Annotated in this window: 13 protein-coding genes; 4 read left to right on the top strand and 9 right to left on the bottom strand. The window is 74.9% G+C overall.

All coding sequences use genetic code 11. The features are described from left to right. Positions 1 to 36 precede the first annotated feature (36 nt). A complete protein-coding gene (locus tag ACIRQ9_RS22220) occupies positions 37 to 1,215 on the top strand; it encodes a cation diffusion facilitator family transporter (protein ID WP_404175965.1) in 1,179 nt (392 codons plus the stop codon). Here the strand turns inward: ACIRQ9_RS22220 and ACIRQ9_RS22215 are convergent. Next, entirely contained in the window at positions 1,110 to 1,664 is a 555-nt protein-coding gene (locus tag ACIRQ9_RS22215) for a YbaK/EbsC family protein (protein WP_404175962.1), read from the bottom strand. The two genes, ACIRQ9_RS22220 and ACIRQ9_RS22215, sit on opposite strands and share 106 nt — an antisense overlap. Before the next feature lie 31 nt (positions 1,665 to 1,695). Beyond that, on the bottom strand, positions 1,696 to 2,268 hold the full coding sequence (locus ACIRQ9_RS22210) for an XRE family transcriptional regulator (protein WP_404175959.1): 573 nt from the start codon (positions 2,266 to 2,268) through the stop codon (positions 1,696 to 1,698). 115 nt (positions 2,269 to 2,383) lie between these two features. Between ACIRQ9_RS22210 and ACIRQ9_RS22205 the strand changes: the two genes are divergently transcribed. Beyond that, complete coding sequence (locus tag ACIRQ9_RS22205; RefSeq protein ID WP_404175956.1) at positions 2,384 to 3,241, top strand: EamA family transporter; 858 nt, start codon at positions 2,384 to 2,386, stop codon at positions 3,239 to 3,241. Between the two features lies 1 nt (position 3,242). Here ACIRQ9_RS22205 and ACIRQ9_RS22200 read toward each other — a convergent pair whose 3' ends face one another. Beyond that, positions 3,243 to 4,007, bottom strand: a complete 765-nt coding sequence (locus tag ACIRQ9_RS22200) for an acyltransferase (protein ID WP_404175953.1) — start codon at positions 4,005 to 4,007, stop codon at positions 3,243 to 3,245. 111 nt (positions 4,008 to 4,118) lie between these two features. On the opposite strand from ACIRQ9_RS22200, the gene ACIRQ9_RS22195 reads away from it, so the two are divergent. Then, positions 4,119 to 4,646, top strand: coding sequence for a gamma carbonic anhydrase family protein (locus ACIRQ9_RS22195; protein WP_404175950.1), 528 nt, complete (start codon positions 4,119 to 4,121; stop codon positions 4,644 to 4,646). A 79-nt stretch (positions 4,647 to 4,725) separates the two neighbouring features. Here the strand turns inward: ACIRQ9_RS22195 and ACIRQ9_RS22190 are convergent, their stop codons facing one another. Next, complete coding sequence (locus tag ACIRQ9_RS22190; protein ID WP_404175947.1) at positions 4,726 to 5,370, bottom strand: DedA family protein; 645 nt, start codon at positions 5,368 to 5,370, stop codon at positions 4,726 to 4,728. A 219-nt stretch (positions 5,371 to 5,589) separates the two neighbouring features. Here ACIRQ9_RS22190 and ACIRQ9_RS22185 point away from each other — a divergent pair, with 219 nt between their 5' ends. Continuing rightward, positions 5,590 to 6,588 (top strand): YbhN family protein, encoded by a 999-nt coding sequence (locus tag ACIRQ9_RS22185; protein WP_404175944.1) that lies wholly within the window; start codon positions 5,590 to 5,592, stop codon positions 6,586 to 6,588. A gap of 4 nt (positions 6,589 to 6,592) precedes the next feature. Here ACIRQ9_RS22185 and ACIRQ9_RS22180 read toward each other — a convergent pair whose 3' ends face one another. From ACIRQ9_RS22180 to ACIRQ9_RS22160, 5 genes are read right to left on the bottom strand one after another with little or no spacing between them, the layout of a single operon-like run. Further along, positions 6,593 to 7,648, bottom strand: a complete 1,056-nt coding sequence (locus ACIRQ9_RS22180; protein ID WP_404175941.1) for a class I SAM-dependent methyltransferase — start codon at positions 7,646 to 7,648, stop codon at positions 6,593 to 6,595. After that, positions 7,632 to 8,822: a glycosyltransferase gene (locus tag ACIRQ9_RS22175; RefSeq protein WP_404175938.1), complete on the bottom strand. Its 1,191-nt coding sequence runs from the start codon at positions 8,820 to 8,822 to the stop codon at positions 7,632 to 7,634. The genes ACIRQ9_RS22180 and ACIRQ9_RS22175 overlap by 17 nt, the downstream gene beginning before the upstream one ends. Next, positions 8,819 to 9,634, bottom strand: a complete 816-nt coding sequence (locus ACIRQ9_RS22170) for an alpha/beta fold hydrolase (RefSeq protein ID WP_404175935.1) — start codon at positions 9,632 to 9,634, stop codon at positions 8,819 to 8,821. The genes ACIRQ9_RS22175 and ACIRQ9_RS22170 overlap by 4 nt, the downstream gene beginning before the upstream one ends. A gap of 3 nt (positions 9,635 to 9,637) precedes the next feature. Next, positions 9,638 to 9,955 carry an acyl carrier protein gene (locus ACIRQ9_RS22165; protein ID WP_404175932.1) on the bottom strand — a complete coding sequence of 106 codons (318 nt, stop codon included), beginning with the start codon at positions 9,953 to 9,955 and terminating at the stop codon, positions 9,638 to 9,640. After that, positions 9,952 to 14,556: a beta-ketoacyl synthase N-terminal-like domain-containing protein gene (locus ACIRQ9_RS22160; RefSeq protein ID WP_404175929.1), complete on the bottom strand. Its 4,605-nt coding sequence runs from the start codon at positions 14,554 to 14,556 to the stop codon at positions 9,952 to 9,954. Before ACIRQ9_RS22160 ends, ACIRQ9_RS22165 begins: the two co-directional genes overlap by 4 nt.

Below are 14,556 nucleotides of genomic sequence, written 5' to 3'. Positions count from 1 at the left end.
GCCTGTCCACGCCCGCGCACCGGAGAGGGGAGCCGCATGAGCGACCGGCACCACCACGAGCACGATCGCGTCCACGACGGGCCCGGCGGACACGCGCACGGCCATCCGCACCCGCGCTCCGCGCCGGGCGGCCTCCGGCACCGCCTCGGCCATCTCCTCACCCCCCACTCCCACGAGACGGCCGACAAGCTGGACCCGGCGCTGGAGGCCTCGGCGCGCGGCCTGCGGGCGCTGTGGGTCTCGCTGGCCGTGCTCGGGGTGACGGCGGCCGCGCAGGCGGCGGTCGTGGTGCTGTCCGGCTCCGTGGCCCTGCTCGGCGACACCGTGCACAACGCGGCCGACGCGCTGACCGCGGTACCGCTGGGGATCGCCTTCGTGCTCGGGCGGCGCGCGGCGAACCGCCGCTTCACCTACGGCTACGGGCGGGCCGAGGACCTGGCGGGGATCGCGATCGTGCTGACCATCACCGCGTCGGCCGCGTTCGCCGCCTGGACGGCGGTCGAGCGGCTGCTGGATCCGCGGCCGGTCGCGCACCTCCCGGCGGTCGCGCTGGCCGCGCTGGCGGGCTTCGCGGGCAACGAGTGGGTGGCGCGGTACCGGATCAGGGTGGGCCGGTCGATCGGGTCGGCGGCCCTGGTGGCCGACGGACTGCACGCACGCACCGACGGATTCACCTCGCTGGCGGTGCTGCTGGGAGCGGGCGGCTCGGCCCTGGGCTGGCAACTCGCCGATCCGCTGGTCGGGTTGGTGATCACGGCGGCGATCGCGCTGGTGCTGCGGGACGCGGCCCGCGAGGTGTTCGGGCGGGTGATGGACGCCGTGGACCCGGAGTTGACGGACCGGGCGGAGCGGGCGCTGGCCGAGGTGCCGGGGGTGCGGGCGGTGGGCGAGCTGCGGCTGCGGTGGATCGGGCACCGGCTGCGGGCCGAGGTGGCGGTGGTGGTCGACGGCGAGGCGACCGTGCGTCAGGCGCACGCGGTGGCGGTCGCGGCGGAACACGCCCTGCTGCACGCCGTGCCCCGGCTCACCGCCGCCCTGGTGCACGCCGATCCGGCGCCCGCTCCGGGCGAGCGGGACCCGCACCTGGAGCTGGCCCACCACACCGAGGGTCAGCCGCCCAGTCCCTCCAGCACGACCGCGCCCGGCAGTTCGGCGAACGCCTTGCCGGGGACCAGGAGTTTGCCGCGCCGGCGGCCGCTGCCGACCAGGACGTAGGGCAGGTCGACCACGGCCGGGTCCACGAGCAGCGGCCAATCGCGCGGGAGTCCGATCGGCGTGATGCCGCCGTACTCCATGCCGGTCTCCCCGGTCGCCAGGTCCATCGGGGCGAACGAGGCCTTGCGGGCGCCGAGATGACGTCGTACGACCCCGTTGACGTCGGCCCTGGTGGTGGAGAGGACCAGGCAGGCGGCGAGCGTCGTCCCGCCGCCGCGCTTGCCCGCCACCACCACGCAGTTGGCCGACCGCTCCAGCAGGTCACGCCCGTAGTGCTCGACGAAGACGGCGGTGTCCGCCCACTGCGGGTCCGTCTCGACGTAGAGGATCTGCTCGGCGGACACGGAGCCGCTCCAGTGCCGCACGGCGTCGGCGACCGGCGCGACGAGGTCGTCGAGACAGCCGGGGGCGGGGACGGCGGTCTCGAAGTCTCCGATGGGTGCGCGCATGCCCGCACCGTAACAGCCGGGCCGGGGCGGCTCAGGACACGGGCGGGACGGAGACCGTCATGACCATCTCCATCGGCACGTCCCCGGTGTTGCCGTACACATGGGCCGTGCCGGCCTCGAAGGAGGCGCTGGCGCCGGTCGGCACGCGGTACTCGACGCCGTCGACGGTGAGGGTCAGCTCGCCAGCGGTGACGTGGACGATCTCCACGGTGCCCGCGGGGTGGGGTTCCGAGGGGCTGCTCTCGCCCGGCATCAGCCGCCAGTCCCACATCTCCAGCGGGCCGGGCGCCTCGGTGCCCGCGAGCAGACGGTTGTAGCTGCCGGCGTCGGTGTGCCAGAGGCGGACGGCCTTGTCGACCGGGACGATCTGGACGCTCGGCCCCTGTTCGTAGTCGAGCAGGGTGGTGATGCTGATGCCGAGCGCGTCGCCGATCTTGACGACGGTGCCGATGCTCGGGTTGGTGCGGGCCTGCTCGATCTGGATGAGCATGCCGCGGCTGACCCCGGCCCGGGCCGCGAGCACGTCGAGGGTGAAGCCGCGCACCGAGCGCCAGTGCTTGACGTTGCGGGCCAGGGACTGGGTCAGCAGGTCGAGGTCCGACACGTTCCGTCCATCGTCGTGTGCATCGAGGTCCAATATTCTGAATGACAGAGTTTAACCGGGTGAACTACGGTGGGGTGTACCTGATCGTTCACCGAACTGTACTGCGAGGCGGGCCGTGACAGCATTCTTCGCCCTGACCACCAGCCTCCTGTGGGGGCTGGCCGACTTCGGCGGCGGGCTGCTCACACGACGCGCCCCGGCGCTCACGGTGGTCGTCGTCTCGCAGGGCATCGCGGCGGCGGTCCTCGGCGTGATCGTGGTCGCCACCGGCGGCTGGAGCGAGGCCGGGCCGCGGCTCTGGTTCGCGTGCGCCGCCGGCCTGGTCGGGCCGGTCGCGCTGTTCTCCTTCTACAAGGCGCTCGCGCTCGGCCCCATGGGCGTGGTCTCCCCGCTGGCCACGCTGAGCGTCGCCGTCCCGGTCGGCGTCGGACTGATCCTCGGCGAGCGGCCGGGGCTGCTGCAGTTCGCGGGGATCGCGGTCGCCGTCACCGGGGTCGTCCTGGCCGGCGGCCCGCAGGTGCGCGGCGCGCCGGTCCAGCGGCGCACGATCCTACTCACGCTGGTCGCGGCCGGCGGTTTCGGCACGGTGTTCGCACTGATCACGGAGGCGTCCACCACGGTCACCGGCCTCTTCCTGGCCCTCTTCGTGCAGCGCCTGACCAGTGTCACGACCGGCGGCGCGGCCCTGTGGCTGTCGGTGCGGCGGGGCACTCCCGCGCTGCCGGACGGCGGTCTCGCGCGGTCCACGCTGCCGGCCCTCGGTTTCGTCGGTCTGGCCGACGTCGCCGCCAACGGCACCTACTCGGTGGCCGCCCAGCACGGCCCGGTCACCGTCGCCGCGGTGCTCGCCTCGCTCTATCCGGTGGTCACCGCGCTCGCGGCCCGCGGCTTCCTCAGCGAGCGTCTGCGGGCCGTCCAGGCGGCGGGCGCGGGCCTCGCGCTGGTCGGCACGCTGCTGCTCGCCACCGGCTGACTCAGTTCTCGCTCTCCAGCGCCGCCAGCCGCGCCACGCCCTCCTCGTCCAGCTCCGCCAGCGCGCGCAGCTGATCCGGGGTCATGCCCTCCGGTATCGGCACCGGCGCCGGGGTGCGCAGCGGCGGCTGCCAGCCGGTCTCGGCGGTCCAGCGGCGGACCACCCGGGCCGGCGCGCCCGCCACCACGGCGTGGTCGGGCACCGTGCCCCGGACCACCGCGCCGGCGGCCACCACCACGTTCCGGCCGATCCGCGCACCCGGCAGGATCACCGCGCCGGTGCCGATCCAGCAGCCCGGGCCGATCTCCACCGGCTCCATCCGGGGCCACTGCCGGCCGATGGGCTCGTGCGGGTCGTCGTAGGAGTGGTTGGTGGAGGTGACGTACACGTACGGGCCGAAGTAGCAGTCGCTGCCGATGGTGACGGTCGTGTCCGCGATGACGTGGCTGCCGCGGCCCAGGACCACGCCGTCGCCGATGCGCAGGATCGGCTCGGGGCCGAGCTCCAGGTCGGGCATCAGGCCTGCGGTGAGGGTGACCTGTTCACCGACGATGCAGTGCGAACCGAGGTGGATCCACGGTTCGCCGAAGACCGTGCCCAGCGGGAAGGCCAGGCGGGTGGCCTCGCCGATGGCGCCGAACCGGAACCGGCCGGGGTGGTCGGCCGTGACCGAACCGGTGCGCTGGACCCAGGCCCAGCCCGCGTGCACCGCTCGCTGGGCGAGGCGGTGGCACCAGGACGAGAACGTGTTCTTGGGCTTCGGCACGGGGTCACGCTACGCGCAGGGCGCCACCGGCAAGAGGGCGGGCCGCTGTGATCTTCGCCCCAGGCCGTCGGCTAGGTTGCCGTGGACGTCGAGGACGAACGGGAGAGCGTGATGACGCGGAAGGCACTGATCGTGGGGATCGGCGGGCGCGAGCCGGTGATCGGGGACGACGTCTTCGTGGCGCCGACCGCCTCGGTGATCGGGGACGTGACGCTCGAGCCCGGGGCGAGCGTCTGGTACGGCGCGGTGGTGCGCGGGGACGTCGAGAAGATCACCGTGGGGGCGCAGGCCAACGTGCAGGACAACGTGACGCTCCACGCCGACCCGGGGTTCCCGGTGAACGTCGGGGAGCGGGTGTCCATCGGGCACAACGCGGTGGTGCACGGGGCGACGGTCGAGGACGACTGCCTCATCGGGATGGGGGCGACCGTGCTGAACGGGGCCGTGATCGGCGCGGGCTCGCTGGTCGCGGCGCAGGCACTGGTGCCGCAGGGCATGGTGGTGCCGCCGGGGTCGCTGGTGGCCGGGGTGCCGGCGAAGGTGAAGCGGAGCCTGTCGGAGGAGGAGCTTCAGGGGGTGACCCTCAACGGGACCCTGTACGCGGAGCTGGCGCGGGCGCATCGCGAGGTGCACGCGTAGGCCTCTCGACGGGCGCGGCCGGATTCCCGTCCGCCGCGCCCCGCGGGGGCACACCGGCACGGCCCGCGCCCGCGGGCCGTCACTCCCCGGCGCCCACCGGTTCGGCTTCCTTCTCGGCGACCTGGGCCTTCTGGGCCCTGCGCCGCACGATCAGCATCGACGCGAGGCCCACCAGCACCGCCGCCGCCAGGCCCACGTACGAGAACCGCTTCAGCCAGTCCTCCGCGACGATGCCGACGTAGTAGACGACGGCCGTGGTGCCGCCCGCCCAGCAGATGCCGCCGAGGAGGTTCGCCGTCAGGAACTTCCAGTACGGCATGTGCAGGACGCCCGCGAGCGGGCCCGCGAAGATGCGCAGGAGGGCGATGAAGCGGCCGAAGAAGACCGCCCACATGCCCCACTTCTCGAAGGAGCGCTCGGCGGTGGCCACATGGCCCTCGCCGAAGTGTCTCGGGAACTTCCGGCCCAGCCAGGCCAGCAGCGGGCGGCCGCCCTTGCGGCCTATCGCGTAGCCGACGGAGTCGCCGATCACCGCGCCGGCGGTGGCGCAGGCACCGAGGACGAACGGGTCGATGCCCGAGTGCTGCGAGGACATGAGCGCGGCCGAGACCAGCACGATCTCGCCCGGCAGCGGGATGCCCAGGCTCTCCAGCCCGATGACCAGCGCCACCACTGCGTAGACGGCGACCGCCGGCACCGAGTCGAGCCATTCCTGGACGTGCACCGCGGGTTCCTCCCCTGTCGTGTGCCGGGTATACCCCTGGAAGGCTACCGGGTCGCACGGGTGGGGCCGGGCCCGTGGCACCGGCCCGCCCCCCGGCCTTCGGCTTTCCGACATCCGGGTGTCATACGGGACGGGAAGGCTCCGACCGGTCCCGCACGCCTGCGGTCCCGCTCGCCTGCGGCCCCCCACCGCGGCCCGCCGTGGAAGGACAACGTCCCCGTGTCCTCACTGTCCTCGCTGTCGTCAGTGTCCTCGTCCTGCCCCGACGCCCCCGTGCGCACCCTGCCGGCGCCGTGGGCGGGGAGCCGTCCGCTCCGGCTCGTCGTGTGCCTGTCCCCGCTGCTGGTCGCCGCGGTCTGGGGGCTGACCAACCGGTCCCTGCTGAACGAGGGCGTCGCCCGGCTCGCCCGCGCCGAACCCCTGTGGCTGCTGGCCGCCGGCGGTCTCACCTGCCTGACCTGGGTGCTGGCCGCGTGCATACGCCAGGGTGCCGTGCCCGACCCGCTGCCGCCGGGGCTGCTGCTGGCCTCGCAGTTCGCCGCCGGAGCGGCCAATCACGCGCTGCCCGCCGGACTGGGCGCCCATGCCGTCACCGTCCGTTTCCTGCGCACCCAGGGTGTGCCCCTGCAGCGGGCCACCTCCTCGATCGCGCTGTACTCGGTGGCCAAGTCGGGTGCGAAGACGGCCGTGCTGATCGGCTTCCTGCTGTCGTCCTCCGCCTGGCGGCGGCTGGGCGACCTGATCCCGGAGGGCGTGGTGCTGGTCCCGGTCGCGGCCGTGCTCACCCTGGTGGGCGTGGCGACCGCGGTGGTACGACCACTGCGGCGGCCGGTCACCCGGCTGGTGCGGGCCGCGCTCACCGATGCCCGCGCGGTGCACGCCCGGCCCTGCCGGGCGGTGGCCCTGTGGGGCGGGGCCGCCGCGCTGCCGGTGGTGCAGGCGAGCGCGCTGGCCTGCACCGGGGAGGCGCTCGGGCTCGGGCTGCCGTGGGGCACGGTCGTCTTCGCGTTCCTGGCGGGTGGCACGGCGGGGGGTGCCGTACCGGTGCCGGGCGGGGTCGCGGTGGACGCGGCCCTCGTGATCACGCTGGCCGCGTTCGGGGCTCCGGTCGCGGTGGCCACGGCGACCGTGATCGGCTACCGGATGGTGACCGACTGGGTACCGCTGCTGCCGGGCGCCCTGGTGCTGTCCGCGATGATCCGCGCCAAGGCCCTGTGAGGGCTCAGTCGCGGCGGGCCACGATCCGGTAGGCGTTGGACAGGCGCAGCCGGTGCGCGAGGGGCCGTACGGCGAAGCGGTCCGCGAGCGTGCCGGCGACGAGGGCCGGGATCCCGGCGAGGAGCAGCGCGGCGCGAGCCGTCCTGCGCGGGGCGCCCGGCGGCCGGGGCAGCCAGGGCGCGTCCTCACGCGGGGCGGCGTGGTCCAGGGCGAGCCAGACGGCGGCCAGCAGGTCGACCGGGTCGTGCGCCTCGGCGTGCTGTTCGGCCACCACCGTGAAGCCCAGCTCGGTGAGGCGGGCGCGGAGGTTGGCGACCGGGACGAAGTGCAGGTGCTGGGGCTGGAGCCAGGGCAGCCACCAGCGGCCGAGCAGCCGGGCGTAGCGGCTCTGCGGGTCGGGGACCTCGATCAGGAGGTGGCCGCCGGGTCGTACCGTCCGGTGGGCGGCGCGGAGTTCGTCGTCGGGGTCGGTGCTGTGCTCCAGGTAGTGGAACATGCTGACCACGTCGTAGGCGGCGGTGAGGTCGGGGGCCAGTTCGGGGAAGGCGCCGCGGTAGGCACGCTCCACGCGGCCCTCCCGGGCGGCCAGTTCGACGCCGTCGGTGAAGTCGAGGCCGTCGAACGCGGTGCCGGGCAGCACCTCGCGGGCTGCCGCGCAGAAGTGGCCGTGGCCGGTGCCGACGTCGAGCCAGTTCTTGGGGGTGGCGTCGTGCGGGAGCATGGCTGCGGCGCGGCCCCGGTACATCTTGGTACGGCCGCCGAAGGTGCCGCTCATCCGCTGTTCGCCGAGGCCGTCGTAGAAGTCGCGGTAGTAGAACTCCAGGCCCGTCTCGTTCAGGCGCGGGTTCTGGAAGGTGTGGCCGCACTCCTGGCAGCGGTCCAGGAGGAAGCGGCCGGGCTTGTGCTGGAGCAGGTCGGTGGTGCGCAGCCGGGTGGTCAGCCGGCCGGAGCCGCACCAGGGGCAGTCGGTGCGCCGGGGTGCGAAGAAGCGGTCGACGCCGTCGGCCAGGTCCCGCTGGTAGGCGGAGCGCAACGCGTCGATCTCACTCTGCTTGCTCATCGGGTCTCCTGAGGTGCGAATCGGCTGCCAGGGCTTCCAGGTGGGTCGCGGCGACCGGTGCACCGCCCGCCGCTCGGAACGCGGCGCGGATCCGGGCGGCCGCGGTGCGCGGGCCCGGCTCGTACAGGACGGTGTCGAGGGCCTCGCCCAGCCGCTGGGCGGTGACCCGGCCGAACCTGACCCGGACGCCGGCGCCGGCGTCCACGACCTGCCCGGCGATCACCGGCTGGTCGTCCCGGATGGGGGCGACGACCAGCGGGACGCCGTGCCACAGGGCCTCGCACACGGTGTTGTGCCCGGCGTGGCAGATCACCGCGTCGACGCGCTCCAGCAGCGGGAGCTGGGGCAGCGAGGGCAGGATCAGGACGTCCTTGTCGTCGGTCGCGGGCGGCAGGGTGCCTCCGGGGTCGGCCACCAACGCCTGCACCCGGTGCGCCCGTTCGCGGATGGCGGCGACGCACTCGGCGAGGAACCGGCCGCCGGCGCCGGCGTTGGCGGTGCCGAGCGAGACGAGCACCCGCTCGCGGCCCGGGTCCAGCCAGTCCCAGGGAAAGCCGTCGGCCACCGGCCGTTCGGTGATCGACGGCCCGACGTGACGGATCGTCGGTCGGGTGTCCGTGCCCGCCAGTTCGGGGGTGGTGAAGGCCAGTGTGAGACGCGGTGAGAAGCGCGGGTCGGCCGTGCCCGCCGGATCGCCGATGTCCTCCCGCAGCTCCGCGAGCCTGGCCCGGAGCCACTCGGCGACCTTGGGGATGCCGTCGTAGGCGCCGCCGAACTCGGCGGAGGTGGTCGCCGAGGTCGCCCAGGGCAGTCCCAGCCGTTCGGCCACCAGGGCGCCGGCGAAGGCCTGCTGGTCGGCGACGACGGCATCGGGGCGGAAGTCGTCGACGGCGGCCCGGACGCCGGGGGCCATCGCCCGCGCGAGCGGCACCAGGAACCACTCCCACAGGAACTTCAGCGCCTCCGCGCCGCGCAGGTCGGCGGGCCGCTCGCCTGCGGACACGCCCGCGCACGGGTACACCCGCGCCCGCGGCCCCGCCAGCCGGCCCAGCAGAGCGGGATCGGGGCAGACCCAGGCCACCCGGTGCCCGCGCGCCTCCAGTTCGGCGGCGACGCCGACGGCCGGGTTGATGTGGCCGACCAGGGGCGGTACGACGAGGAGGAAGCCGCTCACCGGACGCCGGCCGCGCGCGCTCCGCTGACCGAGTGGATCAGCTCCATGATGTGTCCGCCGACCGTGCCGGCCGCCTCGACCAGCACGGAGTGCTCGTGCCCCGGCAGCACCACCGAACGGTAGTCGGCCAGCAGCGCCTCCTTCAGCGGGACCACGTCCACCAGGTCCGAGTCGCCGCCGTACACGCCGAGGACCGGGCAGCGCACGGCGCTGATCTGATCGTCGGTGAGCACCCGGCTGGCGGGGATGTCCCGGCCGAGGCTGGTCTCGCGGGCGAGCCGGGCCGCGCCCCTGGCCAGGCGGGCGGTGTTGTGGCCGCGGTTCGCGGTGATCCACGCGATGGCGTCCGGCTCGTTGTGGGCGAGTTCGGTGACGACCCGGCGCAGGATCCCGCCGAGTTTGTCCGCCCAGGCCGCGGTGGCGGGCTCGGACTCGATGAGGGTGAGGCTGGCGGCGCGTCCGGGGTGGCGGGCCGCGTAGCCGAAGGCGATGGTGCCGCCGTAGGAGTTGCCGACGAGGTGCACCGGGCCGGTGATCGACAGCCGGTCGAGCAGCGCCTCCAGGTCGTCGATGTTGTGGTCGAGGGTGTATCCGCCGGGCGGCCGGGCGCTGCGGCCGTGCCCGCGCAGGTCGTACATGACCACGTCCAGTCCGGAAGCGGCGAAGGCGGGTGCCACGGTGAAGTAGTAGCTGGCCAGGCTGTCGGTGAGCAGCCCGTGGACCAGGACCACGGTGGCGACCGGGGTGCGGCCCTGTGCCGGGCCCATGCGCTGGACGTGCAGCCGGACGTCTCCGGTGTCGACGATCGCCATGGCTCAGCCCGCCTCCGTGGCCTTCAGGCTCCACACGACGAACTCCACCAGCCGGCCGACGGTCAGCCCGATGATCTCGTCGAACTCCATCCCGGCCAGGAACTCGGCGAAGTTGACCCGTTTCCCGTACCGCTCCTCCAGGAGTCCGGCGAGGGTGACCAGGTCGATGCTCTCCAGCTCCAGGTCGCGGTTGAAGGTGGTGTCCATGCCGATCTCGGCGTCGTCGTCGCCGTACTCCTCCAGGAGGGTGCGGAGCATCCCGGTGAGGTCGGCGAGTACCGCCCGCTCGTCGGCGCGGACTTCGGGCTCGGTCGGGTTCATCGCGGGTCCTCCTGTGGGTCTGCGGCTGCCGGTCCGGTCGTCCAGGCCACGACGTAGTCGCGGCCCGGCAGTGCGGGGGGATTGCGGACCGGCGCGCAGTGCACCGGGTAGGCGCGTTCGAGCCGGCCCGCCACCAGGAGCCGGCTTCCGTCGGGTGCCGCCTCCAGGACGGCGAAGTCCCGTGGCCGACCGTCGAATCCGGTGCCCTCCGCCTTGGCGACGGCCTCCTTGGCGGCCCAGAACCGGGTGAACCACCGTGCGGTGGAGCCGCCGGGGCCGGATAGCTCGTGCAGCAGGCGCAGTTCGTCCGCGCCCAGGGCGGCCGCCAGCGCGGCCGGGTCGCGTTCGGTGACCTCCTCGAGGTCGATGCCGGGGCCGGGTCCTGGCCGGTGCGGCCGTACGATCGCCACGGCGGCCTCGGCCCGGTGGGCGAGCGAGACGTCCAGCGCGGGCAGCGTGCGGCCGTGCACGCCGGTCACGTACGGGCGGCCCGAGTCGTCGTTGTGGACGCGGAGTTCGGCCGGGAAGACCGGTCCCTCGCCGTGCTCCCAGAGCCACTGCCGGACGGCGTCCTTGGCGGCGATCCGGCCGAGCAGCCACTGTCGGCGGCCGCGGGGCGCGTGCTCCGCGTACCGCGAACGCTCCGGCCCGCCCAGCGAGTTGCGCATGATCAGTTCACGGGAGGCGAGGTCGGGCCAGCGTTCGTGGACGAGCACCCAGCCGCCCGGCCGTGCCTCGGAGAGGGTGTTGCGGTCGGGGAAGCGCTCGACCGGGCGGGTGTGCGGGTCGTTGTCGAAGCGCCGGTCCTGCCAGCCCCGGATCAGGGCCCACACCCGGTCCCCGGCGGTCAGTTGCACGTCGGCCTCGAGCACGGTGTCGGTGAGCGAGGTGATCCGCACCTGGCAGCCGACCTCGGTGCCGGGCTCGGGGTGCGGGCCGAAGAAGCGCATCTCCCGCATGCCCACGGGGAAGACGACGGTCCGCTCGGTGCGGGTGGCCATGATCCAGTAGCCGAGGATCTGGCCCACGTTGTCGAGCAGGGCCCCCGGGGCGGCGGGGGTGGTGATCACTCCGCGGATGTGCCGGTCGCCGATCGCGGTGAGTTCAGTGACGCCCTGGTAGGCCGGGCCGTGGAACATCCAGCGGTCGGCGTAGAGCTGGGCCGCGGTGTGGCCGGGGGTGTGTTCGGGAACCGGCGGCGGGACGGCTTCGGGCGGGCGCACGTGGTCCGGGGCCAGTTCGACGACCGCGCGGGCGGTGGGGCCGAAGGCGGCGGCGACCCGGCCGGGGCCCACGGGGGTGACGGTGACGAGGACGTCGACGGCCGGTGTGGCGGTGAGCCAGCGGTCGAAGCGGGCCCCGTGCACGGCCACCGCGCGCAGCCCGGTGGCCTCCTCCGCGGCGTCCATCAGGTGCCGGACGATGGTGGTGGCCGGGACGACCGGCCAGCGGTCCTCGATGTCGGGCCAGCCCGCGCGCTGCGGGTGGAAGCAGTGGTCGAGCAGGTGCGGCATGGTGTCCGGGGAGACCCGGACGGTGGTGGTGCGGGTCCCGGGCGCGGGTGCCGCGGGCGGCGCGGAGCCGGCCGCGGGACGGGGCGGAACCGGTGGGGCCGCGGGGACGCGCGGCCCGGTCGGCGGACGCGGATCCGTTGGGGGCGCGGGCGCGGACGGGACCGGTGTCCTTCGGGCGGTGAGGACGGCGGCCGCGGTGTCCGCGGTGTCGCGCAGCAGCGCGCTGAGTTCGGCGGCGGCCGGGAGGGCGGCGGCCAGGTCGTCGAGCGCGGACGGGCCGGCGGCCGCACCGGGCGCGGGCGCGGCGGGCCGTCCCAGCTCGGCGCGGAGCCGGTGCAGCACCGGGCCGTCCAGGGAGACCAGAGCGCCGCCCAGGTCGAGGCGGACGGGCGGACGGCCCGGTACGGGCGCACTCGTGCCGCGGGGGGCGCGAGCACCGGCGCCGGCCGGCGGCAGGGCCGGTGCGACGGTCGCGCCCGCCGTCCAGAGCGCGGTCGCCACCCGCCGGAGCTGGGCGAGTCCGGAGCGGTGCGGGGAGTTGGCGGCGACGGCCAGGTGGTCGCGGTCGCCGAGGGTGTCGGTGACCAGGGAGGCCAGCCGGCCGGGACCGGTCTGCACGAAGACGCGGTGCCCCGCCGCGTACAGGGCCTCGACCAGCTGCCGGAACCTGACCGGCTCCAGCAGGTGCCGGACGAACAGGTCGCGCACCTCCGCCTCGGCCCGAGGGAAGGGCGCGGCGGTGGTGGCGGACCACACCGGGACGGTCGGCCTGTGCAGCCGGAAGCGCTCGGCGGCCTCCTTGATGGGCGCCAGGTACGGCTCCAGCATCGGCGTGTGGAACCCGGACCGGAACGGCAGCACCTGGCACAGCACACCGTCGGCGCGGAAGGCGCGGACGAGGTCCGCCACCGTCCGGTCGGGGCCGCAGACCGTCGACTGGCCGGGCGCGTTGTCGTGCGAGAGGACGATCCCGGAGTCCGCCCACTCGTCGTCCAGGGCGGCCAGCACCCGGGCGGCCGGGGCGCCGACGGCGGCGAAGGCGAGGCCCGGCACGGTGACCGCGTCGGGGTCGAACCCGGCCATGAACGCGTCCACCTCGTCGCCGGAGTAGAGGCCGGCGGCCGCCATCGCCGTCCACTCGCCGACGCTGTGCCCGGCGACCGCGTCCGGGACCACGCCCATCCTGCGCAGCGCGGCGTCCAGGAGCCGCCCCACGTCGACGACGCCGAATCCATGCCGGCCCACGTCACCGACCCGTACGTCCCGTCGGGCGGGTCCGGTGACGGCGGGGAGGCCGAAATGCACGGCGATGTCGTCGACGCGGGGAGTGAACTCGCCTTCCAGGCCCGGGAAGACGAAGGCCAGCCTGCCGGTGTCCAGGAGCGGCGCCGGCCGGTACCAGAGGTCGTTGCGGCCCTGCCAGGCGCGGTCCCTGCCGACGGCGCGGCGGGCCAGCGCGAGACGTTTGGCGGTGGGGTCGACGATGCCGAGACGGGCCGGGCCGGCCTGCGGGTGGGCACGGCCGGGGTCCAGGCCCGCGACGAGAACGGCGGAGTCGTCGGCGGCGAGCGCGGCGGCGAGCCGTCCGGGGGTGCGGGCGGCGAGGAGCAGGACCCGCTCGGGTTCGGTGACCGTGACGGCGGGCGGAGCGGCGGACCGGCGTGCGCCGGGGGCCTCCTCCAGCACCACGTGGGCGTTGATCCCGCCGAACCCGAAGGCGTTCACCCCGGCCCGGCGCACCGGCCCCTCCGGGCCGGCCGGCCAGGGCTCGGCCCGGTCCAGGGTGCGGAAGCGGGTGCCGGCGAGGGCCGGGTGCGGGTCGTCGCAGTGCAGGGTGGGCAGCAGGGTCGCGTGGTGCAGGGCGAGGGCGGCCTTGACCAGACCCGCGATGCCGGCGGCCGGCATGGTGTGGCCGATCATCGACTTCACCGAGCCCAGCACCGCCCGTTCACTGCGGTCGCCGGGCGGTCCGAACACCTCTGCGAGCGTGGTGAGTTCGGCCCCGTCCCCGGCCGGGGTCGCGGTTCCGTGGGCCTCCAGGAGCCCGACGGAGCGCGGGGCGGCCGGGTCGAGTCCGGCGGCCCGCCAGGCCTGCCGTACGGCGTGCGCCTGACCGCCCGGGTCGGGGTTGACGAGTCCGGCGGTACGGCCGTCGCTGGCCACGCCCGTGCCCCGGATCACGGCGTAGACGCGGTCGCCGTCGCGTTCGGCGTCGGCGAGGCGCTTGAGGACGACGACGCCGGTGCCCTCGCCGATGAGGATGCCGTCGGCCTCGCGGTGGAAGGGGCGGATGCGCTGGCTCGGGGAGAGCGCGCGCAGTTGGGAGAAGACGCTCCACAGGGTGATGTCGTGGCAGTGGTGCACTCCCCCGGCGAGCATCAGGTCGCAGCGTCCGGCGGTGAGTTCGGTGACCGCCTGGTCGACGGCGACCAGTGAGGACGCGCAGGCCGCGTCGACGGTGTAGGCGGGGCCGCGCAAATCCAGGCGGTTGGCGATCCGGGAGGCGGCGAGGTTGGGCACCAGGCCGATCGCGGACTCCGGGCTGGCGGGCCCGAGCCGCTCGGTGAACGCCTCCCGCACCCGTGCCAGTTGGCCGGTCGTGAGGCCGGGCACCAGCTCACCGAGGGTGCGCACCAGTTGCCCGGCCGTGCGGACCCGCTGGTCGAGGCGGACCAGGCCGGGCGTGAGGTAGCCGCCGCGGCCCAGGACCACGCCGACGCGGTGCCGGTCGGGCAGCCGGTCCTGGCCGCCGGCGTCGGCGATCGCGGCGGCGGCCACGTCGAGGGCGATCAGCTGGTCGGGCTCGGTGCCGTCGACGGAGTTCGGCATGATGCCGTACCGGGTGACCTCGACCTCGGCGAGGCCGTCCACGAAGCCCCCGCGACGGCAGTACACCTGGTCGGGGACGGCGGGCCCGGCGGCCGAGCCGGGCCGGTAGTAGTCAGCGTCCCAGCGGCCCTCGGGCACGTCGCCGATCGCGTCCACGCCGTCCCGCAGGTTCCTCCAGTACGCGTCGAGGCCGGCGGCGCCGGGCAGCAGCACCGCCATGCCCACGATCGCGACCGGCGTCTGGCGGTGGTCGCTCAT

Source organism: Streptomyces sp. NPDC101237, assembly GCF_044767465.1.
Classification (GTDB): Bacteria; Actinomycetota; Actinomycetes; order Streptomycetales; family Streptomycetaceae; genus Streptomyces; species Streptomyces gramineus.
This window is presented reverse-complemented; position numbering and strand designations above follow the sequence as displayed.

Excerpts from the sequence above, each read along its gene's own strand:
- ACIRQ9_RS22180 (WP_404175941.1), bottom strand. The coding sequence starts at position 7,648 with ATGAGCAAGCAGAGTGAGATCGACGCGTTGCGCTCCGCCTACCAGCGG.
- ACIRQ9_RS22170 (WP_404175935.1), bottom strand. The coding sequence starts at position 9,634 with ATGGCGATCGTCGACACCGGAGACGTCCGGCTGCACGTCCAGCGCATG.
- ACIRQ9_RS22195 (WP_404175950.1), top strand. The coding sequence starts at position 4,119 with ATGACGCGGAAGGCACTGATCGTGGGGATCGGCGGGCGCGAGCCGGTG.
- ACIRQ9_RS22215 (WP_404175962.1), bottom strand. The coding sequence starts at position 1,664 with ATGCGCGCACCCATCGGAGACTTCGAGACCGCCGTCCCCGCCCCCGGC.
- ACIRQ9_RS22220 (WP_404175965.1), top strand. The coding sequence starts at position 37 with ATGAGCGACCGGCACCACCACGAGCACGATCGCGTCCACGACGGGCCC.
- ACIRQ9_RS22165 (WP_404175932.1), bottom strand. The coding sequence starts at position 9,955 with ATGAACCCGACCGAGCCCGAAGTCCGCGCCGACGAGCGGGCGGTACTC.
- ACIRQ9_RS22160 (WP_404175929.1), bottom strand. The coding sequence starts at position 14,556 with ATGAGCGACCACCGCCAGACGCCGGTCGCGATCGTGGGCATGGCGGTG.